The organism is Brevibacillus borstelensis (assembly GCF_037834415.1).
In the GTDB taxonomy this organism is placed as follows: domain Bacteria; phylum Bacillota; class Bacilli; order Brevibacillales; family Brevibacillaceae; genus Brevibacillus; species Brevibacillus borstelensis_A.
The window spans coordinates 1-23,372 of record NZ_JAUMSJ010000004.1; the positions used below are offsets into that span (position 1 = coordinate 1).

At 50.0% G+C, this 23,372-nt stretch carries 23 protein-coding genes and 1 pseudogene; 5 read left to right on the top strand and 19 right to left on the bottom strand.

The window, feature by feature from the left end:
• On the bottom strand, positions 1–775 hold a 775-nt coding region (locus Q3F21_RS05395), incomplete at its 3' end, for a hypothetical protein (protein ID WP_340250444.1).
• A gap of 182 nt (positions 776–957) precedes the next feature.
• Between Q3F21_RS05395 and xerS the strand changes: the two genes are divergently transcribed.
• Positions 958–2,070 carry a tyrosine recombinase XerS gene (xerS, locus tag Q3F21_RS05400; RefSeq protein WP_340250445.1) on the top strand — a complete coding sequence of 371 codons (1,113 nt, stop codon included), beginning with the start codon at positions 958–960 and terminating at the stop codon, positions 2,068–2,070.
• Between the two features lie 551 nt (positions 2,071–2,621).
• Here xerS and Q3F21_RS05405 read toward each other — a convergent pair.
• The 12 genes from Q3F21_RS05405 to Q3F21_RS05460 form a co-directional block, all read right to left on the bottom strand.
• Entirely contained in the window at positions 2,622–3,428 is an 807-nt protein-coding gene (locus tag Q3F21_RS05405; RefSeq protein ID WP_340250446.1) for a transglycosylase domain-containing protein, read from the bottom strand.
• A gap of 150 nt (positions 3,429–3,578) precedes the next feature.
• The gene (locus Q3F21_RS05410; RefSeq protein ID WP_340250447.1) at positions 3,579–5,165 is read right to left on the bottom strand and encodes an acyl-CoA synthetase; all 1,587 of its coding nucleotides are present in this window, start codon (positions 5,163–5,165) and stop codon (positions 3,579–3,581) included.
• A gap of 87 nt (positions 5,166–5,252) precedes the next feature.
• Entirely contained in the window at positions 5,253–5,960 is a 708-nt protein-coding gene (locus Q3F21_RS05415; RefSeq protein ID WP_340250448.1) for a hypothetical protein, read from the bottom strand.
• The gene (locus Q3F21_RS05420; protein WP_340250449.1) at positions 5,960–6,508 is read right to left on the bottom strand and encodes a TlpA family protein disulfide reductase; all 549 of its coding nucleotides are present in this window, start codon (positions 6,506–6,508) and stop codon (positions 5,960–5,962) included. The genes Q3F21_RS05415 and Q3F21_RS05420 overlap by 1 nt, the downstream gene beginning before the upstream one ends.
• Before the next feature lie 192 nt (positions 6,509–6,700).
• Complete coding sequence (locus Q3F21_RS05425) at positions 6,701–7,615, bottom strand: C40 family peptidase (protein ID WP_340250450.1); 915 nt, start codon at positions 7,613–7,615, stop codon at positions 6,701–6,703.
• 260 nt (positions 7,616–7,875) lie between these two features.
• Positions 7,876–8,502, bottom strand: coding sequence for a fumarylacetoacetate hydrolase family protein (locus tag Q3F21_RS05430; protein ID WP_340250451.1), 627 nt, complete (start codon positions 8,500–8,502; stop codon positions 7,876–7,878).
• Positions 8,503–8,557: 55 nt separating this feature from the next.
• The gene (locus Q3F21_RS05435; RefSeq protein WP_340250452.1) at positions 8,558–9,100 is read right to left on the bottom strand and encodes a hypothetical protein; all 543 of its coding nucleotides are present in this window, start codon (positions 9,098–9,100) and stop codon (positions 8,558–8,560) included.
• Positions 9,101–9,281: 181 nt separating this feature from the next.
• The gene (locus Q3F21_RS05440) at positions 9,282–9,929 is read right to left on the bottom strand and encodes a VanW family protein (protein WP_340250453.1); all 648 of its coding nucleotides are present in this window, start codon (positions 9,927–9,929) and stop codon (positions 9,282–9,284) included.
• Between the two features lie 218 nt (positions 9,930–10,147).
• The gene (locus Q3F21_RS05445) at positions 10,148–10,774 is read right to left on the bottom strand and encodes a DsbA family oxidoreductase (RefSeq protein WP_340250454.1); all 627 of its coding nucleotides are present in this window, start codon (positions 10,772–10,774) and stop codon (positions 10,148–10,150) included.
• A gap of 208 nt (positions 10,775–10,982) precedes the next feature.
• Positions 10,983–11,714 (bottom strand): ABC transporter permease, encoded by a 732-nt coding sequence (locus Q3F21_RS05450; protein WP_340250455.1) that lies wholly within the window; start codon positions 11,712–11,714, stop codon positions 10,983–10,985.
• Positions 11,715–11,725: 11 nt separating this feature from the next.
• Positions 11,726–12,475, bottom strand: a complete 750-nt coding sequence (locus Q3F21_RS05455) for an ABC transporter permease (RefSeq protein WP_340250712.1) — start codon at positions 12,473–12,475, stop codon at positions 11,726–11,728.
• A complete protein-coding gene (locus Q3F21_RS05460; RefSeq protein ID WP_340250456.1) occupies positions 12,475–13,386 on the bottom strand; it encodes an ABC transporter ATP-binding protein in 912 nt (303 codons plus the stop codon). Before Q3F21_RS05460 ends, Q3F21_RS05455 begins: the two co-directional genes overlap by 1 nt.
• 175 nt (positions 13,387–13,561) lie before the next feature.
• Here Q3F21_RS05460 and Q3F21_RS05465 point away from each other — a divergent pair, with 175 nt between their 5' ends.
• Together Q3F21_RS05465 and Q3F21_RS05470 are read left to right on the top strand one after the other, a co-directional pair.
• Positions 13,562–14,278, top strand: coding sequence for a response regulator transcription factor (locus tag Q3F21_RS05465; RefSeq protein ID WP_340250457.1), 717 nt, complete (start codon positions 13,562–13,564; stop codon positions 14,276–14,278).
• A complete protein-coding gene (locus tag Q3F21_RS05470) occupies positions 14,275–15,666 on the top strand; it encodes a sensor histidine kinase (RefSeq protein WP_340250458.1) in 1,392 nt (463 codons plus the stop codon). Before Q3F21_RS05465 ends, Q3F21_RS05470 begins: the two co-directional genes overlap by 4 nt.
• A 65-nt stretch (positions 15,667–15,731) precedes the next feature.
• Here the strand turns inward: Q3F21_RS05470 and Q3F21_RS05475 are convergent, their stop codons facing one another.
• Together Q3F21_RS05475 and Q3F21_RS05480 are read right to left on the bottom strand one after the other, a co-directional pair.
• Entirely contained in the window at positions 15,732–16,673 is a 942-nt protein-coding gene (locus tag Q3F21_RS05475) for an aminoglycoside phosphotransferase family protein (RefSeq protein ID WP_340250459.1), read from the bottom strand.
• 29 nt (positions 16,674–16,702) lie between these two features.
• Positions 16,703–16,840, bottom strand: a pseudogene (locus tag Q3F21_RS05480) (polyketide cyclase); the annotation flags it as partial.
• A 347-nt stretch (positions 16,841–17,187) separates the two neighbouring features.
• Between Q3F21_RS05480 and Q3F21_RS05485 the strand changes: the two are divergent.
• Together Q3F21_RS05485 and Q3F21_RS05490 are read left to right on the top strand one after the other, a co-directional pair.
• Positions 17,188–17,784 carry a hypothetical protein gene (locus tag Q3F21_RS05485; protein ID WP_340250460.1) on the top strand — a complete coding sequence of 199 codons (597 nt, stop codon included), beginning with the start codon at positions 17,188–17,190 and terminating at the stop codon, positions 17,782–17,784.
• 338 nt (positions 17,785–18,122) lie between these two features.
• Positions 18,123–18,593 (top strand): MarR family winged helix-turn-helix transcriptional regulator, encoded by a 471-nt coding sequence (locus tag Q3F21_RS05490; protein WP_340250461.1) that lies wholly within the window; start codon positions 18,123–18,125, stop codon positions 18,591–18,593.
• Positions 18,594–18,656: 63 nt separating this feature from the next.
• Here Q3F21_RS05490 and Q3F21_RS05495 read toward each other — a convergent pair whose 3' ends face one another.
• From Q3F21_RS05495 to Q3F21_RS05510, 4 genes are all read right to left on the bottom strand, one after another.
• Positions 18,657–19,910, bottom strand: a complete 1,254-nt coding sequence (locus Q3F21_RS05495; protein ID WP_340250462.1) for an FAD-dependent oxidoreductase — start codon at positions 19,908–19,910, stop codon at positions 18,657–18,659.
• 248 nt (positions 19,911–20,158) lie between these two features.
• Positions 20,159–20,590 (bottom strand): SRPBCC family protein, encoded by a 432-nt coding sequence (locus Q3F21_RS05500; protein WP_340250463.1) that lies wholly within the window; start codon positions 20,588–20,590, stop codon positions 20,159–20,161.
• Between the two features lie 33 nt (positions 20,591–20,623).
• Positions 20,624–22,261, bottom strand: coding sequence for an FAD-dependent monooxygenase (locus tag Q3F21_RS05505; protein ID WP_340250464.1), 1,638 nt, complete (start codon positions 22,259–22,261; stop codon positions 20,624–20,626).
• Positions 22,254–22,973 (bottom strand): PadR family transcriptional regulator, encoded by a 720-nt coding sequence (locus Q3F21_RS05510; RefSeq protein WP_340250465.1) that lies wholly within the window; start codon positions 22,971–22,973, stop codon positions 22,254–22,256. Before Q3F21_RS05510 ends, Q3F21_RS05505 begins: the two co-directional genes overlap by 8 nt.
• Positions 22,974–23,372 lie beyond the last annotated feature (399 nt).

Genomic DNA, 23,372 nt, shown 5'->3' on the forward strand with positions numbered 1-23,372 from the left:
GGGTAAATACCCCGCCCATTTCGACCCAGATGGCAGGACGCCGCATATATGTGACAACCCGAATTTCAGACAGCTCTCCCTCGGCTACTATGTGCGCTATCGTCGGAACGGCTGGCATAGACAGCCAGTATGTGTCGACTGCACCGCCCTTTTCCCCGATCCAGCTCCATCCGTATGAATTTTCCCTGACCGCCCGTCCCTGTTTATCATGACCGCAAATGCTTCCCGGCAGCGCTGGACTGTGTGCAGGATGTCTGGTCAGCCGCACAACATTGATTCGCATACTGTCTGCAGCGGAAGTTCCCAATACGTTTGCGTCCTCCCACGCGATCCCATGATGTCTTCGGAAGGCGTACAGGTCATCTAGCGGTGCTATATCCGAGGCTGCTCTTTCTTCGTCCGTCGTCAGCGGGTCAACCGCAGGAAGTCTGTAGACTCCCCCGAACGGGATCAGTTGATTTCCGAATTTTGCGGGCCTTCCCTGACGAACAAGCCATCTGTCCAGAGCGACAGCGGCCAGCCATTTTCCTTGTTCAAAGCCTAATTCTGCCGCCTTTTTCGCCAATTCATGGGCGAGGAACCATTCGCTCAGCTCTTCCCCATGCTGAAAGATGATGGCTGCAAAAAAGAAGTCTGCCCCTTCTGTCATTTTCCCTTCAGAAAGAATTTCGTTAACTCTTCTTCGCCTCTCCCCGTCTCTCTCTTTTCTCCCTTCTGTCAGAACCCGCAAATCATTTTGGTCCTCTTCGAACAATCGCTTCAGTTCGCTGTTCATCCACTCTTCTCCTTTTTTTCGTTGAACGATGTTGTTCACTTACCACTATCCCACAACATGCCGATTCAGTCATTTCCTTCCGACTCCCCAAAAAGACGAACAAAAATTCCCATTTTGCTGTTTTTTTGATAGAATGTATGTTCGGGATATTTATTGATTGAGATGTAAAGGGGGACCGTCAGATGTCTGTCATAAAAAAACGAGATTCTATCCAATTGCTTCAGATGATCCCGGATTTTCCCTGGTACGTGGAAAAATTCGTAGAACACAAAAAGAGCAAAAAAAGTTCGCCGTCCACATTGGTTGGGTACTTGCGCGATTTTTCCTTTTTCTTCCGCTGGTTGATGGCTGAAGGCTTGACGACGGCCAAAGAAATGAAAGATATCCCCTTGGAGACCTTGAATGATCTCAAGAAGGAAACCGTTGAAAGCTACATGCTTTACCTGCAGGAATCGCATTTATTCGAGCGGGCCGGGCTTTTGAAAAAGCCGACGAGGAGCGCAAAGCGTGAATACAGCGACCGGACGATTCACCGCAAAATCTCCAGTCTGAAGTCCCTGTTTACGTATCTTTCCGCGCTCGCAGAGGACGAGAATGGAGAGTCGTATCTTTCCCGCAATGTCATGGCCAAAATCGAGCTGGATACGGCTGAAGCGACGCCGCTCGGACGCGCACATGCCATCCGGGCAAAAATCCTGATCGACGATGAGATCCACCAATTTGTCGATTTCGTTCAGAACGGTTATCAAGCGCACTGTGACACGACGAAAAAAATGCAGTACTACCTCCAAAACCGGGATCGGGATACAGCCCTGATCGCCTTGATTTTGTCCGGCGGGTTCCGCGTCTCGGAAATTGTCAATCTCGATTTGTCAGACGTGGTCCTTGAGAAAAACCAGTTAAGGATGGTCCGAAAAGGCAAAAAAGAGGACGCCCCCTTCTTCAGTGACTGGGGAAAAGCCTATTTGCAGCGCTATCTGGCTGTCCGCCACACCTATAAACCAGCGGAAAGGGAACAAGCCGTTTTTTTGGCGGTCTCTCCCGCCAAGCCGCACGGCCATCGGATCGAGGTCCGTTCCGTGCAGAAGCTTGTCAAAAAGTACGCACAGGCATTCGGCATTCCGGATTTATCGGTTCACAAGCTTCGCCACAGCTTTGCCACCCAATTTTTGCGGCTCAATCCGGACGCTCACCAGCTCCAGGCTCAACTCGGTCATTCCAAGATCGAAACGACCATGCAGTACGCTCATGTACTGGAGGACGCCCTGAGCAAAGCCGTCAACCGAACGACATAATGATCAAACAAATGGAAGGATTGGACCAGTATTTTTGATTGGACCCAATCTTGCCCAGAAGTTCTTGCTTTAGAGCAATGCACATTAGACTATTCAATACGAAAAAACCTGTCTAAACACGAAATAAAGTGTTGTGAGAAAGCCGATTGGCTCTTGATAAAACCAATCGGCTACATGTAATCTTATTTGGTTTTAGAGAAGATACTGCCGGACATAAATATATCGGTTGAGCCTCATCAATTAACAATTAATAATTAAGAATTAACGCATTCTGCTTTACGAGCCTGTCTGGCATGTAATTTTTTCATTGCAAATCTTGCTATCGGCTGTGCAATCAATACTTCAGCCCAGAATGCAATGAAAAAGTTTCTTGGCCAATCATAAAAGAAGCTTTGAATCGGCTCCAAACTAATTTTTCTCATGCCGACCCATGAGCCGATATAGGCGGAGCTTCGTTGTTCATGCCATTATTTATGCATGGAGATCACTGTAGAGCTTTGGCCTGTAAAAGCAGGATGGTCAAAGCTGATAGACTCGCTTTTTCCCGTCTTTCAGAGAGCTCGCGCTTTTTCAGGCTGTTTCACCTGGATTTTCTCCGCAAGGGCCTCTTCCTTCTCTTTTTGGGACAGGATCTTCAGCTCCGCCATTCTCTCCAGCACCACGTGCTGCCTTGCTATCGCCTTTTCGCTGTGCTTGAGGGGCGAGTAGGCTTCGGGCGCTTTCGGCAGCGACGCGAGAATAGCGGATTCGCCAACCGTCATCGTTTCGATCGCTTGTGGATTTCCTTTCCCAAAATAAAACTGGGCCGCATTTCCGATCCCGTACTGGCCGTGTCCAAAGTAGATGACGTTCAGGTACATCTCCAGAATCTCACGCTTGCTGTAACGGCGCTCCAGCTCCATCGCGATGGCCATTTCTTTCAGCTTGCGCCACATCGTTTTATCATGCGTCAAAAACAGGTTGCGGGCCAGCTGCATCGTAATGGTACTCCCGCCTTGGACATAGGACCCTGCTTGAAGGTCAATCCAGACCGCCCGCGCCAATGCTGCCGGATCTACCCCGCCGTGCTGCATGAACCGGTGATCCTCAATGGCGACGAACGCTTTCCACAGATGCTCGGGCATTTCTTCTATTGGAATGTATCCGGGCGAGCTTTCTTTCAAAGCTTGCAATTTCGTTTCATCGATCCAGACGCCGCCTGCTGTCGTCATCAGAGACGGGATTAGGTAGGTCAAGCAAATGATGCATAGCGAAAGAACCGTTATCCATTTTTTCCAATTGCCTGCTGGGCGGATTCGCTTTGTTTCAACGCGTGGAAGCGGATTGATTTCGTTTGTCGTGAGGGTAACATCGTTCATGTTGAATCACCCCTTCTCTCGTTTCTATCTCTATCATACGAACGAAGGGGTTTTGTTCCCATCGAATCCACTTACACATTCCTTACATTTCCGTAATGTTTCAGCGGGCCAACAAAAAGCCCGGCTTCCACCAGCCGGGTATGAATGGAGTTACGGGCGATGCTGCGCCTTTTCTTTTTCCATATGCCGAAGCTCCACCCGTCGAATTTTACCCGATGTGGTCTTCGGCAGGTCGGTGACAAATTCAATTTTTCTCGGATATTTGTACGGGGCCGTCATGTTTTTCACGTGGTCCTGCAGCTCCTGAACCAGTTCATTGGAAGGCTCGATTCCTTTTTTCACAACGACAAAGGCTTTGACCACCTGTCCTCGCTCCGGATCAGGACTGGCGACGGCGGCACATTCCGCGACTGCCGGATGCTTGACAAGCGCATCTTCGACCTCAAACGGTCCGATCGTGTAACCGCCGGAAATAATGATATCGTCCGCTCGGCCTTCAAACCAGATATATCCTTCTTCATCCATCCGCCCCTGATCGCCGGTGACGTACCAGTTGCCGCGGAAAGCCCGAGCCGTACGCTCCGGATCGTTCAAATACCCGCGGAAAAGCGCGATCATTTCCCGGTCTATCGCGATGTCGCCTACCTTGCCTTGGGGAAGCTCTGCCCCCTCTTCGTCGATAATGGCGACGCGAACGACAGGAGACGGTCTGCCCATCGATCCTGGCTTTGGCTCCATGCCGACAAATGTGCCGACGAGAAGCGTGTTCTCCGTCTGCCCGTATCCATCGCGTACAGTCAGCCCGAATACGCGGCGGAATGTTTCGATCACTTCCCGATTCAGCGGCTCGCCAGCGGAACATGCGCTACGCAACGTTTGCAGCGAATAATTCTCCAGGCCCGATACTTTGGCCATCAGGCGGTACTCCGTCGGGGTAGCGCACAGCACCGTGATTGGGTGCGCCTGCAGGTTGCTCAAATACATATCCGGATCAAAGCGTCCCTTGTAGACGAACGCCGTCGCGCCCATGCCCAGCGTCGCCACGAAAGGACTCCACACCCATTTCGCCCAGCCGGGTCCCGCTGTTGCCCAGACCAGATCACCTTCCCGCACGTCCAGCCAAAGCTTGGCGGCTACAGCCAGATGGGCAAAAGGCCAACCGTGCACATGCATGACGCCTTTCGGTCCGCCGGTCGTACCGGATGTATAGGAGAGAAATGCGAGATCATCTGACCGCGTGTCGGCACAGACAAAATCGTCAGACTGTTCAGCCAGCAGCTCTTGCAAGGCAATCCAGCCTTCACAGCTTTGACCGATCGTGACAAAACGCGAAAGCGACGGACAGTTTTGACGGATCGCCTCCACTTCGGGCAGCACCGCATCGAAGCCGATAATCGCTTTTGCCTCCGCATGAACGGCACGATACTCGATATCCTTGCTGCGCAGCATCTCGGATCCTGGCATGATGACAGCCCCCAGCTTCATCAGGCCCAAGTATATAGCGTAAGCCTCGATCCCTCTCGGAACCAGTACGAGTACTTTATCTCCTGCTCCAATCCCCAATGACTGAAGGCCATTGGCGACACGATTGGAATAGTGGCGCAGTTCTTGGTACGTCAGGACTTTTTCTGTCCCGTCATCCCTTACTTCCCAGACAGCCCGTCTTTCGGGATCACGGTCTGCCCACTGATCCACCTGTGCGGCAAAATTATAGCGCTCCGGCATCTGTAGCTGCATGTACATTCCCCCATTTTTATCATCAGGTATAGTATGAACATTCTCCATTTTTTCAATTTTTCCTTTTTCAAAAATATTGGAGACTGCTTATCCTTTGCGTCTGAGAAGCAGCCACGCCCCCGTATAAACGGCCGCAAGACCCACTTCCTCCCGGTAAGACATCCAGCCTTCTTGCATCCTTTCGATCGGTGACAACGTAATATGAAGAACTGTCCACAGCCCCAATCCCATCAGCAGCAGCCCAATCCGTTCACCTCGCTCAAAATGCGAACGAGCGAAAGTAAGGATGGCGATAAGGATTAGCATCACTCCGGCTTCCAGGACATTGACCGGGAGGTAGCAGCTTCCGTTCAGCTCCCACCCCCAGCCCCCGGTCGCCACCCCGTACTGTTTGACGACGAGAGCGTACGCAGCGGCCAGAAAGGCCATGGCAGTGAGTGTCCATTCGACCGTGCTCGCACCCAGCCATTTTCCCCGAATGCCGTGCAGGCCAAAAACCATCACTCCGCCGATCACGGCCGCTTCAAGTCCGTATGCCCCGCCGCTGTACAAAAGCCAACGGGCAGGCTGCAGCCACACCTCTTTTCCGGCTTCCAGCACGGGCCACAGCTTGTATAAGAGGAGTGCAGCCAATAAGGCGCTGCTGCCCGCGTGCAAAAATGGCTGCACTCCCGCTTTGTCAAATTCGACCCGTTTGATCCAAATGCCAAAAAGAATCAGCGCAAGGATGATAGATAGGACATTGACAGACAAGTTCAAAGGACCGATGGGCAGAATTGCCCCTGGCTCCAGCATTACGGATTTCCTTTCTGCAGCAGAGGCTGCACAACCCGTTCAAATTCTTCGATCGTCACCGGACCTATTTTTTTGTAGACGATCTTTCCCTTTGCATCAAGGATAAAGCTCGTAGGCATCGCAATGATCTGGTATTCCTTGCTGATTTCTCCCTTGGGGTCTATGACGATGGGGTACTCGACCTGATACAGCCCCGCAAAATCACGCGCCGCTTCCTCCGAGTCGTTCAGGGTCGTATTGATTCCGAAAAAGGCAACCTGCTCCCCGTAGGTTTTGTATAAGGCATTCAAGTCGGGCATCTCTGCTTGACAAGGAGGGCACCAGCTGGCCCAGAAATTAAGAAAAACCGGTTTTCCTTCGTGCTGCGCAAGCGACATCTCTTCCCCCTGCAAGGATATCCCTTTAAAATCCGGCGCCTGATAGCGGACTTCCGGCTTTGTCAGCAGCTCTTCCATTGTTTCCTTCTGGCTGCCGCCTGTCCCCACGACCAAGACCAAGTAAGTAGCCATAGCGACAACCGCCAGAACCAGCATGTAACGTATTTTCATCGGTTGCGAAACACCTCCTGCTCTCTTCCACACGAGAGCTTTCCACCATTTGTCAACCATTCTATTGTAACAAAAGCGTTCTGCTTTCGTCCTACTTAATATAGAAACAGCGTAAGAGAAACGAAGAACAAAAAAGACCCTCACGCATTATGCATGAGAGCCTGATCGTCTTCTGTGATTTTGGAGTCGGTTTTATTCAGAAATAACCCGTTTCACTTTTACCACACGGCGTTCCCAGTTTGTACCGTCAAACTTCGAGTATGTAACTCCGGGTTTGCCGTACGTGTGCAAAATCTTGCCATTCCCTGCGTAAATGGCGACATGCGTGATTCGGTCAGAAGATGCATTGACCGATGCTTTCATAAAAATCAGATCGCCTTTTTTCACGTTTTTCAAAGAGACGCTTTTCCCTACCGTGGATTGCTGGCGAGAGTCGCGCGGCAGCGTAATTCCCGCTTCTTTAAACACGCGTTGGGTAAATGACGAGCAGTCAAACGTCTTTGTTGTGTTCTTGCTCGAACCGAACTTGTACGGCGTACCGAGATATTTTTCACCGTTCTTGATTACCTTGTCGGCAATGGCTGAAGCTTCCGAACTTTTGTCAGGCACGCTCGGTTTGGAGGTGGACTCTTCTTTCAGGTAGCGTCGGGCGCCCAGGAATTTCTTTTCGTTTGCAGAGAACTTTTTCACCACCACTTCATCTTGACTCTGCGAAGAGTAGATAAACTGGTCGTTGCCCACATAAATCCCCATGAAGGAAGGGTTGCCTTTCCCATTGGAGGAGAAGAATACGAGATCCCCCGCCTTGACGCTTGTCCGGCTTACTTTGGTCCCGCCGCGGTACAGTTCTCCGATCGTATCCTCAATTTTGATACCCGCTTTGCCGTACACATACGTAGCCAAGCCAGCTGAACCGAAGCTGTTCGGTCCTTCGGCACCAAATTTGTAATCTTTGCCTACGAGCGATTTTGTCAAACTTGCGATTTGTTCAGACTTCCCGGAATCTTGCGAATAAGCGGCCGCTTGTCCAACTTGACCACCCATTAACAGGGACGTACTCAGCATGACGGCGATAGTCGATCTCATCACCCAATCTCTTTTCGTCACTCTCTTTTCCTCCTTGTCATGTTGTGATCCCATAATTGGGTACATGCACAGGTTACCGCAGGAGGAAACGGGAGGATAAGACCGTAAAATTTACCAATACGTTTTTTGGTTACATGGCCCTACACGAAAAAAGAGTCTCAAACATTGCCATGAATGCCTTTTAGTCCCCTGGACCCAGAAGGCGAAAAACATGCGCGGCCGTGCGAAAAAAAGCCATCTTCTGCCTGATCATGTCAGAAGATGGCTTTCATTGTGCGGATTTAGACAAGTCTTGCAGTAAATTCTCCCCAGTTTTCGGTCCCCCACAGGAAGGCAAAATGATCTCCATTTTTTGTAGGCGCGACCCCCGCAGGAGTACCCGTGTAGATGATATCTCCCGCGCCAAGACCAAAATGCTCGTGCGTATAGCGGATAATGGTCATCAAATCGAAGATGACGTCGCCAATGTTCCCCTTCTGGGCCAGCTCGCCATTCCTTACTAATGAAAAATCTGTCCGAAGGCACGCTTCCAAGCCAGGGAACGGACGAAAAGCAGTGACCACGGCAGAATTTTGGAAGCCTTTTGCCAGCATCCAGGGATACCCTTTTTTCTTCAGCTCGCTCTGTACGTCGCGCAGCGTAAAGTCGATTCCCAGAGCCATTTTGTCGACCATATCCTCCAGCTTTGCGCCTTCGGCATATGGCCTGGCGATATGGATCACAAGCTCTGCTTCATAATGCAGCTCACCGCGACCACCCGGAAGCTCAATCTCCTGTCCGTTTGCCTCCGCCAGGGCATGAGTCGGTTTGCCGAAAAGCATCGGGGCCGATGGTACCTCATTTCCCAGCTCAGCGGCATGAAGCTTGTAGTTGCGTCCTACACAGTAAATATTCCGGATCGATTGCATTTCCTTGCACCCCTCTTGCCCATTTTTCTTCTTTTACTATATCACTGTTTGTCTTTTACGGACAGAAATCATTCCTCTCGGGATCGCTTCTTCCGCCGTACCACAGTCGTTCATTGCCCCTGTCTTCCAGCATGCCGATCGCTGTGCATACAGCCAAAAGCATACTGTCCAGGTCCTCTTCCTCCCGGGCCTGCCAACGCAATCGATAAGCGAGCAGATGTGCATTCTCATCCAGACGGACTTCGCTCACCTCAATATCCCGTGCTGACTGCAGCACATGATAACGCTCCCGCAGGGTAGCTCCGAGGGGAAAGAATCCGTCCCATGTTTCCGGATCGTAGCGAGAAGTCACGTCAATCTGAAAAGCAAGAGAATTCTCTTCCCGGCGAAAAATGACGTGATCTTCCTGATAGAAGCCCGTACCGCAGGGAAGAGCATCTTCGACGGAAAAGGCCATGCCGCCTGGCAGGTCTTCCGGTTTCAGCGCATTGATCAGGCGACCGGGCAGCAGAAAGGATCCATCATTCCCGAAAGCAAGCTTTTCTCCCATTACGTGCACAAAAACTTCCCCAGCTTCCTCTCGAACTAGCACATACATGCAAATCCCTCCTTACCAAACAGTATGTTCGCTCGGAGGGTGTCCAAAACGAGCAAGCCGCCTTTCTTTTGCGTTACATAGCAAAATTCCATTTCTGCTGTTATGAGATAAAAAAAAAGACGTGCACAGACCAAACGTCTGTCTACACGCCATAGCTATCTTTGCCCGCCAGAAAACGGTTTTACTTTTTCAAAATGGCAATCACCACATCGGTATCGTCGTAGGTTTTGGCCTTGATCTTCAAGGTGTAGTCGTACGGATTCGCAAACCGGAAGTCGAGAAGCCCAAACGCTACCGTCGCATCCTGCCCAACCGGGACGTAACCGACTTTCTTGCTGTGACTATGCCGCTCCACGATCGGCAGCTGCGCTTCCATGACGGCGTTGTACAGCGTTGAAGAGACCTGACAGATGCCCCCGCCGTATCCGTCGGTGAGCTGACCATTCACGATCACATGAGCTTCCTTCCAGCCTTCTTCCGCCAGATTGGAATTGCCTACTTCCTTATTATAGGAAAACTCTTCACCGGGCTCTATCTTTTCTCCGTTAATCCTTCTCACGGCTTTTTTGATATTGTGAATGCGACTCTCGGAGCTGCCAGCCATAGAGGTGTAATACAGCCCTACGACATCCTCTTCATCCACGCCCAATTGCTCGATTAATTTTTGGCGGTCAAAGCCTGGCACAACAGCAGCAGCTCCAACCGGTGACAATTGACCCGGTGTGGATGGCTCAGCCGTACCTGCCGCGCTCGCCACCGGGACGTTCATGATAGTCAGGACAAGACCTGCCAGTAGAGCCAGCAGGCATGAATGAGATCGATTGTTCACAAGCTCTCCCCCGCATTTCTTCTAAAAGTAAGAAAGCCGGCTTTGCACGACAAGCAGCCGGTTCCCATGACCACTTTAGCAGGGTTATGACCGAGACTCAATCTGTAAATATTGGAGCATGATTCGTGTTCGCGCATAAAAAAACTGCACCACCAATTGTCAGGCATGTCTCGTCTAACAATCGGGATGCAGTTCAAAAACAGGCGGCACTCACTGGACTATAGAGTTTCCGACACCTGGCGGAAAGCTTTGAGGAAATTCTCGATGGGGTGGGCGCCGGATAGCGCCAATTTCCCGTCGACGACGAAAAAGGGAACGCCGGTAATTTGCAGCTGCCTTGCATAGTTGAGGTCTTCGCGTATTTCGTCCTGCTTCTCGCCGTTTTCGATGAGGCGGCGCGTTTCCTCTTCGTCCATGCCGTGCTGGCCTGCAATGCTGACCAGGGTATCCAACTGTCCGATATCCTTGCCTTCTTCGAAATAAGCCCGGTATAGGGCATCCACCATCTCCGTCTGCATTTCTGCAGATGCCAGCTTGATCAGCTGATGGGAAGCAAGCGTATTCGGCCACATGGAAACCTTGTCAAAGCGAAACGGTATCCCCGCTGCCTCGCCAGCATTGGCGGCGTGCTGCACCATTTGCTTGGCCCCTTCGGCTCCACCCTTCATCGCCCCCATGTACTCCCAAAACGGAATGCCTTCCTCGGGCGTTTCCGGATTTAGCTGGAAACTGCGATACCGGAGTGTGATCGGTTCTCCATCCCACTGGTTGATCGCGTCAAAAAGATTTTTTTTGCCGATCCGGCACCACGGGCAGATGGTGTCTTGAAAAATGTCGATGATCATCAAAAAAGCTCCTTTTCGTTTATGCGGTACCCCTATTGTATCGCAGAACCGCGCAAAATGTAAGTAAATAATCTTTTGTAAGTATTCGTACTTTATGTTTATCTCTGGTTACCAACAGCGGTTGGCTGTAGATTCGACTCGTCCTTCCTCCAAGCGAGCGCTGTCCGGCTTCGTAGTGGCTCCGACGTATAGGGGCCCCGCTTTACAGTCAAGCGATGATATCCTTTTTGGAAAGCTGCCGGATTGCAATGGCCGAAACGATGATGATAAACAAGCTGTTCATCACAAAAAACAGACCGCTCTCCACGTTCGTCAGACTTTCCTGGCTCAACACGCCCATCCCGATCGTCAAAAGAGAATACGGGAAAAGCATGCCGAGCTTCATCACATACATGCCCAGTCCGAAAAAAACGGCGCAAATGCTGATGCCAATCGGGACGGCAAAGCTGCGGATACGGATCGAAAGCGCGAGCTGTACCGCACTGATCGAGAGGGCCGCAAGCAAGCCGCGCATCACCCAACCGAAGGTCTCGGGCGGAAAGGGCGACGGAACCTTCAACAGCATTCCCGTACAAAAATAAAGCAACAAGAAAAACAACTGAACGGCGAGCATGAGAATCCCGGCGATGGCCAGCTTTGAAAGGAAAATAGCTGTTGGGGAAACCGGCGCTGTCATCACCTGGTACCAATTTTTGTTCAGATGCTCGAGCCGGCATATGTACGCACAGCAAATGGCGATGAGAACCGGCAGGAAAAACTCCCCGTAAAACAGGCTTGCTTGTGTCCAAAGACTGTACCATCCATTGGTGAGCGTCCCCTGGTTGAAATAGTAATTGGCACCGCCAATCATAATGCTGACGACGGGAAGCGCCAGTAAGATGATCCCAAGGTACGAGCGGCGTATTTTCAACCACTCGGCACCAATACATGTTCGCAACATGTTCTCCCTCCTTATTCTTCCTGCCGGGATGCGTGAATACTCCCGATGAGATAAACGGCTGCTCCGATCAAAAGAGCGGCAGCCGGCAAATACGGCTCGAAGCCGCGGGTGACAAACTCCATCGTCTCGTTTTCGTATTTGTACGATATCGGACTCAGCCCCGTATAATAGGACCAAATAAAGATACGGCGAACCGCTTCCGGAAACAGATCGGCCGCCATCCCGATAAAGCCGCCGATCATCCCCAGGCCAAGGCCAAAAGCTTGATTTTTGACGGAAAAGGAGATCCATTGCTGCAAAGCGATAACCGCCAGGCTGGCCAGCATGGTGCCAGCCGCAAATCTAAGCAGCAAAGAGAGCGGAAACGACTGCTCAAATCCGTTTGCGATCCCAAAACAGAGGATGGCCATGCTCTGCAAAATGATGAAAAGCAGGAGCAATAAACACGCGCAAGCATATTTTGCGGCATAAATGCCGCTCCGTTTAAACGATGCCGCCATCAGGAGCTTCCACGTGTTTCCCGTATGCTCCATATCGCAGATTCGGGACACGACCACCGCTGAAAGAATCGGCAGAAATAGTCCGTTCATGGAGGCGATCGTGACAAGGACCCCCTCCCACCCGGCTTTTTCCGGATTCCTGGATATGGCCATGCCGGCGGACACGAAAGCCCAGCCCAGTTCTACCGTTAAAAACAGCACGATCATGAGCAATACCCGTTTGCGGCGCAGTTTATAAAATTCAAGGCCAACTGCTTTCATCACAGGCTCTTCTCCCTTCCCGTAAGTTCCAGGAAGATGCTCTCCAGGCTTTTTTTGCGCTCCTCAATCCGGATCACATCGATGCCCCCATGCGTAAGCATTCGGTTTGCCAAAGCGACCTGCTCGTCGTTCATTTCTGTCAAAATCAGGGCATCGCCCTTGATACTCGGGTTGAAGCCTTCCCTGTCCAGTTGTCGTTTCGCAGTCTCGTTGTCTCGCGTTTTTATCGCGATAGAGGATTGGCTTTTGCTTTGCAATGATTCCATGCTGCCCTGGAACAGCAGTTTTCCATCGCTGATGATGCCGACGGAAGTGGCGATTTGCTCGATTTCCGAAAGCAGGTGGCTGGAAAGCAAAACGGTGATGCCGTAGCGCTGCGGCAACGATTTGATCAGCTCCCGGATTTCACCGATCCCTGCAGGATCAAGCCCATTTGTGGGCTCGTCGAGTATCAGGAGCCGTGGAAAAGCGATCAAGGCCATCGCAATGCCGAGACGCTGCTTCATTCCGAGAGAATACTGCCCGGCCTTTTTGTCCTTCTGATTTTCCAAACGAACAATTTTGAGTGCCTCGAACACATTCTTGTCCGGAACACCGTGCAGGCGCTGCATGATCCGCATGTTCTCCAGACCGGTCAAATGTCCGTAATACGAAGGCGACTCGATGAGCGAACCGGTCTGACGTAAAATGGACAGCCGGTTTTTGGAAAACTCCTTTCCGAACACAACAACCTTACCGCTCGTCGGTTTGACAAGCCCCAAAAGCATTTTGAGCGTTGTCGACTTTCCCGCGCCGTTCGGCCCCAAAAAGCCGTATACCTCTCCTTCAAGCACCTTGAGATTCACTTCGTTGACTCGATAAGCGTCTCCATAGCGCTTGGAAAGGTTATGCGTCGAGACGATCGCATTCATCCTTCTTCACTCCACTCTGTTTTCTGCTGATTTTTTGATCGCTATCAGAACATAACAGCGTTGCCTTACCTGGCCATGACGGCAACCTTACAGCGACCTTAAATCGCCGAGAGCGATTCGGTTTTTTGCGAAATCCCCGAAATTTTGCTGTATATTTGTAAACAGGTGATGACGAATGGAGCAGATCAAGCAAAAGAAGGTGCTCATCGTGGATGACGAGCATGAGATACGGGAGATGATCGACAGTTTTTTGCGGAAAGACGGCTTCTTTCGCATATTTCATGCAGCCAGCTGCAGCGAGGCTATCGAGGTCTGCCTGTCGGACAAGCCGGACATCGCCATTTTGGATGTCATGCTGCCGGATGGCGACGGCTTTGCCCTGTTTTCTTCCCTGCGCAGAATTTCAGACATTCCGGTGCTTTTTCTCTCGGCCAGAAACAAGGATGAAGACCGGATCCTCGGACTCGGCCTTGGCGCTGACGATTACATCGTCAAGCCGTTTTTGCCGCGTGAGCTTACGCTGCGCCTGGGAGCCATATTGAGACGTGTGTACGCCCCGCCAAAGCAAGAGCGGCTGCCTGTTTTTAGGCTGGGGAACTTTACTGTGGATCTGGAAGCAGCTGTGGTACGCGGCGCGAAAGGAGAACAGCCGCTGACGGCCAAAGAACATGCGCTGCTGAAAAAGCTGTATGAACACCGGGGGCGAATTGTCACGAGCGATGCTTTATGCCATGCGGTGTGGGGCGACGACAGCTTCGGGTATGAAAACACGCTGATGGTGCACATCCGCCGCATCAGGGAAAAAATCGAATCGGACCCCTCCGCACCCGCACATTTGCTCACTGTAAGAGGACTCGGTTACAAACTGATGGCAAGCGAGGACCTGGCATGAGCGGGGCTGTTCATATATTGCGGCGTTTCATCAGCGCGACCATCTTGATCGCAGCTTTTCTGCTTATTCTGAATTACGTTTTTCTCGGCGCGTGGGTATTTAATGGGATGAATGCGAGTAAATCGCCTATGGATGTCGTACGGGCGACTTCAGGAGAACTGCACAGAACCAGCGGCAGCTATGCGCTGGGTGCAAAGGCGGAAAAACTGCTGATGCAACACAGTGCCTGGGCCATGCTCGTCGACAACACCGGTCAGGTGGCATGGGACTATGCGCTGCCGGACGAACTGCCCCGTTTGTATTCGCTTACCGATGTGGCCAAGCTCTCCCGGCATTACATCATGGATTATCCCGTTTTTATATGGGAGCATGTCGATGGCCTCGTGGTTGTCGGTTATCCGAAGGACAGCCTGGCAAAATACCAATTCAGCTTTCCCGTCGACTGGATCAGCGACGTTCCTTTCCGGCTCGTCGGCATGATCATTGGAAACATCGCGCTTGCCTTGCTTCTGTCGCTGATGATCGGCACCCGCCTGATCAAAGCCATAGCGCCGCTGATCGACGGGATTCACGGTCTCGCCCACGAGCAGCCTGCCCATGTCGAGCCGAAGGGATTGCTGCGCAGCCTGGCAAAGAGCATCAATCATACATCGGCGTTGCTGCAGGAAAAAAATACAAAGCTGAAAGCAAGGGATGAAGCGCGATCCAACTGGATTGCCGGCATCTCCCATGACATCCGCACACCGCTTTCGATGGTGCTGGGTTATGCAAGCCAACTGGAGGAAAGCGAGTCCATTTTGGCCGAACAACGAAAAAAAGCCGCGATTATCCGGCGGCAGGGGGAAAAGCTCCGTTCCCTAGTCAGCGATTTGAATTTGGTCTCTATGCTCGAATATGAGATGCAGCCGGTAAGCTGGAAGGCTGTAAGGATGTCAGTGCTTGCCCGGCAGGCCGTATCGGAATTTCTCAACAACAATGATGTCGATGAGAGATTCACGCTTGAACTGGACGTTCAGGAGGAGAACATCAGAGTCAATGGCGATGAAAAGCTGCTGCTCCGGGCCATTTCCAACCTCGTGCAAAATTGCATGATTCACAATCGGGAAGGCTGCCGGATTCGCTTGCAAATCATGCGCTCCCCCGACAAAAAAGCTTGCCGCTTCATTGTCTCGGACAACGGAAAAGGGATACCGCAAGGCGAGCTTGCCGACTTGCTGGAGCCGCCGTATTCGTCCCAGCGAAAGCGCCCTGCGCGGAGCGGTCACGGGCTCGGCCTCCCGATGGTCGCACGGATTGCCAAAGCGCATCAGGGACGGCTGATCCTGACGAGCGATACGGGGAAAGGGCTGAGAGCCAAGATCGAGCTTCCGGCCATGGCAGAAGCTTGATTTTTGCCAGTGCAGCTCCATATTACCCTTCTCCTACCGAATTGGTTTTCGTAGTAATCAAATATCTACACAAGAGTTTTTAACTCTTTCGCCAACAAGCTTATCGTTTCGGCTCTTTCCTGCGCATCTTGCTCATCAAATAAAAGTTGCTGAATAAATTCCCAAATGTCTTCCAATTTCCGTTTCTCCTGATAAAACTGTAGGGCATCGCGGTTTAGGGCATAGGCTTTATGGCGTTTCCGATAGATGCTTAAAAATGTGTCGAAATGTGGATGATCAACCAAAAACATCAGATCGGCTTCAACGGGGGCCAATGTAAGACCTTCCCAGTCAATCAGGACCAGCTTCCCTTCTGCCTGCATCAGATTCCAATTGTGAAGATCGGTATGGCATAAAGCTGTTCTTAACTGATTGTTTTTCAAGCTCGCAGATAGCCTTCGAACGCTTTCGGACAAGCCCTTGATACGCTCAACCCAAGGTTCTATCATTTCCGCGACATCGGTTGACAGCTTGTTCAAATCGTTATCCAATGCGTTCCTCAGCTCCTGCAAAAACGGAACTTCAAAATCTTCCCGGAGCTCTTCTGTTTTAACAGAGATTTCCTCCCCATACGAATGAAGCTCCGCAACGATTTCCGAGAGCTGGTAAAGCTGCTCCTTGCTTAATTCACGATTGCCAATCGTTTCTCCGTCAATATATTGGAAGAGAAGATAGATGGCATCTTCGCTTTCGCATTTATAATCGCCATTCGTTGTGAATAGCGGTACAGGAATTTTACCCTTCAAGCTGCTATTTTGCTGAAGCCAAACTGTGACAGGCATATACATATCAATAAGGGCTGTCCATTTGGAAGTGGAAGCCCTGCTTTTTTCATAAACCTTCAAGAAATAGGCACGCTGATCATCAAGCACTTTATATGCCAAAGCAGACCATCCACCCTGCTGCGGCAAAACGTTTGTGCAATCGATGCCGTACTGCTCCTTTAGCATTGTTTTTATCTCGTCCATATTAGCCCTCTATTATTATCAGATTCCACTTCTAATCTGCCACTGCTTTTTGCGAACCAGAATTGTGTGGTAATTTCCGGGTTGATAAAAGCTTCAAAAACCTCTTCAACAGGTTTTCTAATAAGCATTTCAGCTTTAACAACGGGTATATGATTCAGAGTTGTCATCTTGGTTACTCCTTTCGTTGTCCTAACGTTCTCCTCCTGTTTGTTCAGCAAGAAAAAACCGATCGTCGAAGTTTACTGTTTATTTCATGAACGGAAACAAGCAAGAATTGATCAGCATATTTTTTTATTCGATGGAGATGGACAGTTCACCTTCGTCAATTGGCGGTACACCTATAACAAGAGCGCGGCATCCAAGATTCTGAATGAAGTGCAGAGGACCAAAACCTCAGAACAGTTACACCATCATCGACGAACGACAGCTCCTTTTTATTTCATAGACAACACGGCGATTTATTGGTTATACTGTAAAATGCCAAAATACGGATATGAAAAGGGAGGGCGGAAAAATGATAGATCAGGAGGATCTGCTTGCCCGCCAACTTCAGCTGCAAGCTGAAGCAGCCGCGATTGCGGAAGAGATGCACCTTAACAAATTGCTGGCAGCAGCCGGTACACCAGTAAAAGTAGGGAGTGCGGCGCTTGGTTTAATGGCTTGGAGAGATCTCGATATTACAGTCGTTTGTTCCAAGTTGAACATCGCTGCAATTTCCGGAATTGCTGTGCGATTAATGTCCAATCCTCAAGTTCGGGATTTGAAATTCATCAACGATACTGGCAACTGGAACATCGATCCGGCCTACCCCGACGGTTATTTTCTCGGTATGACGTACGAGTCCAAAAGCGGAAAGAAATGGGAACTGGATATTTGGTTCGTAGACGAGCCTGAAAAACAGCCCGATCTGCAGCATATTCGCACGATGCCTGATCGTCTTACTCCGGCAGCGGTTGTCTCTATTTTAAGCATTAAAACCGTTTGGGCCGCACGAGCCGAGTATGGGAAGCAAGTGAAAAGCTTCGATATCTATACTGCTGTATTAGACAATAATGTGTGCACACCCGCCGAATTCGAGCGATGGCTGCAAAGCCGCGACAACAATTCTTAATAATAAAAGAAGCCAAGAGCACATGCCGATGGCTTCTTTTTAACCTCTCTGACGTTACGGGCCCGTAAATTTTGCTCCAATCCTTATTCCGGACTATTGCCCGTTTCGCTTCCTATCGCTGTTCCCTCCTTTCCTGAAATTTATCTTAATTATTAAGATATATGAATAAAAAAATCGTTATGTCCATTCTACAAAAATGACTCGTTGCTGCCACGGCCCTAAGGCTGATTTTGCTCCCAGACCCTGGTTGGGGCTGCCACAACACATATCACTTTTAAGTGAATCGGAACGGTTATGGTATACTTCATATGTCGATACGTATAAAGGTGGTATGGTAAATGAAACCGACACAAGAAGACCTTCAGCAGTCCCTTCTCGAGGCTTCTAAACAGTTGTCCACTCAAACCGTCATGTTCCACCAGGCGGTCGCCGGTCATCTTGGTCTGAACATTACGGATCATAAGTGCATGGATTTGATTCTAAGCAGAGGGAGAGCCACTGCGGGACAACTTGCCGAATGGACCGGGCTAACCACCGGTGCCATTACAAGCGTTCTAAATCGCTTGGAAAAAGCGGGGTATATCCGCAGGGCCAAAGATGCCGGCGATCTCAGGGTGGTCTATGCCGAACCAATCTATTCGCAATTGCATGCGATTAAAAAGGTCTTTGCTCCGTTAAACGATGCCATGCTTGAGCTGTACTCGAAGTACAGCCAGGAAGAGCTGCAGACCATTCTCGATTACTTGGTTCACTCCCGTCTAATTCTTCGGAATCTTACGGAGGAGCTTCGTAAGGCAACGATCGAGTAATCGTCAGAGCCCGTGTCGTTGGGGCATCCAAACAGCTGTCCTTGCATCAGCGCATATTATAGATTAATTTTTGTTTGTCATTGAACGAATCCATGGTACTGCGGACAACATGGCCCAGCGCATCAACGGATTTTTAATGGTAAGGCGCTTCATCATCACTTTCGAGGCTTCCACCTGACGAAACGAATACTTGATCATGTCCTTTTGATAAGAGCCAATAGCTTGATCTAGCGATGCTTCATGAAATGATACGGCTTTAAGCTTTTCAGAGAGCAGTGCCGTATCACACAGAGCTGTGTTGCCTCCATGTGATCCGGTCGGGGGCATAACGTGGACTGCATCCCCCATGAATGTTACCCGGGAGATCGGCCACGATACAGGCTTCCTCGCGACTCTGAGGTTTACCCCCATGGTGTAATTCACGTCAGCAGACTCCACAATACTTTGGAGATCCGGGTGAAAGTCTTGTGTAGTCTTCCTCGCTAATTGAAGCAACTCCTCCGAACGAAGGTTATTCTGAAATTCAACAAACTGTTCCTTAGGCAAAAGAACTGCCCACATGACATAATCGTCCAAAATTGGGGGCGATTGCTCCATTCCAAATCGAGCAAAAGCTTTCTGCGGAGCCTCACGAAAGGCCATCGTCGTAAAGAAGAACCCTCTACCTGGAGGACCGATAGCATGCACTCCGCTCGTTTTTAGCCAATCCGGCACTAATATCCTGTCTTTTTGAACAAGGAGTGACCGGCCATAAATCGCCCAATAATTAGTATCTTCCGGTTCACATTCCGGTAGGAGCTGTTTACGAAGGGCCGAATGAACCCCTTCAGCGCATACTAAGAGTGAGGCATGGGCCGAGTCTCCATCGGAGAAGTGTAAAAACGCATCTTTGGAGGTTACTTCAGCACGAATAACTTGTTTGCCGAAATGAATTCTATGGTGAAGACCTTCTAACATAATGGTCCGTAGTGTCTGGCGATCCGCCTGGCGCGGTATCCGCAAGTCGGAACCGCTCGGATCTCCTTTAAAAGAAAACTTGAATACCTCACCAAGCTTCTGGTTCGTTAAGCGAAAGTAGCTATCCTGATCCGTTGGTGAAGCAGTGGCAAGGAACAGATCAAACAACCGTGAAGGAAGACATTGCTGCAATGCTGTGATGCCATGTTTATCCACCGTTATCCGATATCCCTGACGCCGGCTGTCCACTGCCTGGTCGCGTTCATAGATTTGTACATCAATACCTTCCCGAAGCAATGAATGTGCTAGGCACAATCCACTTAATCCGGCGCCAGCAATAGCTACTGAGATCTTAGACATTTGTTATCCATTCCTTTCTTTACAGAACATAATCACTTCATCCCCTGCAAGATGCTTACTTTTAAGCCTATTCGTTAGCTCATGTCTTTCTCAAGCCGCGAGACATTTACGCCAACCTGTTGTACCGCCTTCAACCGTAACTGTCCAATCCTTATTTATCTTAATTATTAAGATAAATAACAAAAAATATATTGCCTTTATACTACTAAAATGAGGAATTGCACTCGCGGCAGCAAGCAGTATGGAAATTAGCTCTTAAGCACCTCCTTCAATCTGGCAGCTGTTTGCGGCTGCTCTTTCTTCATCGATTGACGCATGAAAAATTCAGCTACCTTCGGAACGTTGCCAACTTGAATGGTGAAATGAACACGGCAAGATTTTTCGGAGATCGGCTCAATACGATAGCTTTCGCGAAATGATTGTTTTTCATCAGGAGCTGTCTCGATTGTCAACAAATGATCCTGAACAAGCTCGGTCACGATCATGTTTTTTTCGCTTTTGAAGCCCGAATATTTTCCGCTTTCGAAATATTTCGTCCCCAACTGGGCCGGTCCTTCAGGGGTGACTCGATTCTCAATAATGCCTTTCATCCAGGAAGCTCGCCCCTTTAGATCAATGAGGCGTAAAAACACGATAGACGCAGGATGGTCATAGGTTTCGGTGTATTCAAATGTAAGCATGATTAATTTCCTTTCCTTTTTGATGTGGTTGGTTTAGCGAAAGAGGATTGTTGACAGCGCATGGGTTAAGACCTGTTCCATTTCTTCCTTATTCTCCCCGGCAACCGTTTTTCGCCATCCGATGTACCCGTCTGGCCTCACGATGATAATCCCCGTGGAAGTGATTCCGTATGCGTCAAGAAAATCGTTCCCGGGATTGCTGAAATCGCCTTTGTGACCGCCAATCTGATACATATCCATTGGAAGATGGAGTGCATCTTTAACATGTTGTGCAGCCTCCAACCAGTTTTGTCCGTCGGGGCCAACGAGCAAGACGAATCGAGAACCAAATAAATCTAATGCGGAAATGTTTTGACCATCCCGTTCGAGAACGATGTGTGCCGCGCGGGTTCCCGGCTGGCCCGTCCATAACTCGGGCGACTGTACAAAGGGGAGCTTCTGCCCGCCTCTTTCCGGTACGATGGCGCCGTCTTGGTAACGATAACCCATATTGATATGCAGGGGATTTACAGTAATCCCATCCGATCCTTCATGTTCGCGCTGCTGGGAAAGCATGACGACCTGCTCTACCGTGTAATCCGCTATGGGCCTCCGCTCCGCATCGTAAGTGGCAAGCAAATTCTGACCGGCTTCACCGCGCAAGACGGCGGCCAGCTTCCAAGCGAGGTTCTGCGCCTCGGCAATGCCGGTGTTGCCTCCCAAACCGCCGCTTGGAGGTTGCACCCGCGCGGAATCGCCAACTAAAAAAATGCGGCCTTGTTGGAAGCGGTCAGCTATGCGGGCGGCCATTTCCCAGGTTAATACCTTTTTGATCGTAACAGGGATGTCAGGAATTCCGATTGCTGCCCTAACTAATGCAATACAGCGTTCCTCCGGATAATCGTCAATGGTTTCCTCTTCGGGATCATAGATAACGTCCAACCGGTATATATGAGGTCGCCTGAAAGTTCCAGGGTACAGTACAAGACTTCCGCTTGCGGTATCATTGGCAAAAAAACACATATGCGCGCTTTGGCTTCTAAACAGCCTATGAATTTCTGCATCGAAAATTACGCTGATCAGATGACAGAGCGTTCCTTCTCCATGTTGACCAATACCTAATTGTGTGCGGGTTCCACTCTTACTCCCATCCGCTCCGACCATATACTTGGCTCGAACACGGCGCGTTTCGCCGCTGATTCGATCACGAATTAGGGCTGAGATACCATCCTCGTCGGCTTCAAACTCGATCAACTCCGTGCTGTAGCGCAAATCGGCACCGGCTTGCTCGGCCTGTGCCCGAAGAACCGGCTCAAGCAGATCTTGTGCGATGCCGTTTCCTTCAACAGGACTAGCATCCGTAAAGTAAGCACTCATATCTTCCATCAGGTTGTCAAACACTTGCCCGGCCAAACTCTCTACAAACATGACGCCAAACTCCTGCGGGAAGGGGGGCTCTTCACGGCGAATCTCCTCCTCGATCCCGGCCGAACGGAATATTTCCATCGTTCGGGCAGTTAGGCTCGAAACGCGTGGGTGAATGGCCGTTCCTGGATGGCGCTCAACGACCAATGGCTTAATTCCCTGCCGGGCCAGAAAAAGGGAGGAAGACAGGCCTACCAGACTCCCTCCAACAACAAGCACAGGAACCGTTTCATCGAATGATGAGAAGTTATGTCGTGGCTTATTCATCAATATTACGCCCTTTCGTATATGAAGTTTGTTTTCCATCCAAGCGGTTATCCAGATGCTCGGCTATCTCGCGCAGCTCTTCCATGCTCCATGTCAGCTTTTTAGCTTGTATATCCGCGATGACGGAATGGATCCATTCCACTTCAGCCGCAAGTACCGCTCGTTGATATTCGGCTTCAAGTAAAACTAAGCGCGGCAGACCCATCGATGCTCCTTGCTGAAATTGATCTTCAAGTCGAGCAAGTGTGTTTTCAAGAGCGCTTACTCTCTGTTTGAAGAGCAATGAGGCATCTTCAGGCGTTAACAGGGCCAGAAAAGAAACCGCGGCGGGGAACTCTAAAAATTCCTGAGCCGGTGTAGAGATCATCTCCCGGATCCATGAGTATGCAGCATTTCGTCCAAGCTCCGTGATTTCATAAACAATGAAATCCGGTCTCCCTTCATTCTTTTTCTTTCCTTGGATGGCAATGGCTTTGTCTCGATGCAAACGATCAATCGTTTGGTAAATACTCGTTCGATGGCGAACGTTAATAACCTCGTCTTTCCCCCTCTCTTTAATAAGCTGCTGCATACGATAAGGATGCATTGGCTCCTCAATAAGAAAACAAAGGATGGCTAAAGCGACAGGTGATTTTTTAATTGTGTTTTTCATAGTCATAATATTACTATTAATGATATGACGTGTCAAGAAATCAAAAGCTGCCCTATTCACCCCATCCCCCCGCTTTGGTTAATGAGCCAATGATAAGACTTTGCAACTCATTTTCATTCGTCTTCATCATGCTTTGTTTTAACCCGTATGCTCCTCTCGACTACAGCTCGAAGATTTCTTCAGCTTAAGTGATAAGCTATACATTGCAACTCCCAATCATGCAAAAAGCTCCTGAATCGCCACAAGGACAAATTCAAGAGCTTGTTCATTGCAAAGGTGGTGCGGTCGAGAGGACTTGAACCTCCACGATGTTGCCCACTAGAACCTGAAACGCGCACGCGATTGGTACAACCCGTCAAAAGCCTTGTAAAATCAAGGTTTTTTGCGGGTTTTTCGTTCTAATCCAAGCGCCGCAAGGGTTCCCGGCAAATGCCGTAAAATGCGGCTGATTTTGGACGT